Source organism: Carboxydocella sp. JDF658 (genome assembly GCF_002049395.1).
GTDB lineage: Bacteria > Bacillota.
The window spans coordinates 1-319 of record NZ_BDLR01000248.1; the positions used below are offsets into that span (position 1 = coordinate 1).

Here is a 319-nt window from a genome sequence, read left to right on the forward strand (position 1 = left end):
CGATATTCAGGCTCATGTTGCCGAACCAGATTGGCCGCTTGTACAAAGTAATAGCGCAAATAAGCATTACCCGTCCTGGTTAGCGGCGTTTCATCTGCTTTAAATTCACCTGATTGATGGCTACGCCAGGTTAAACCGGCGAATTTCGCCAATGCTGAATCGTTATTAAAACGGTGAATATTACCGATTTCAGCAATTAAACCTGCACACATTACAGGGCCAAGACCTGGGACAGAATCAAGCGTGTGCTTAAAGTTAGCCAATTCCCTGGCAATGGCTTTATCAATGGTTTTGACCTGCTTTTCCAGGCATCTAATGG

1 protein-coding gene is annotated in these 319 nt (G+C 44.8%); it reads right to left on the minus strand.

Features of this window, described 5'->3' with window-relative positions; translation table 11 throughout:
• Positions 1 to 319 (minus strand): transposase (locus JDF658_RS14005; protein ID WP_143312035.1); only part of this gene is annotated, 319 nt, incomplete at both ends.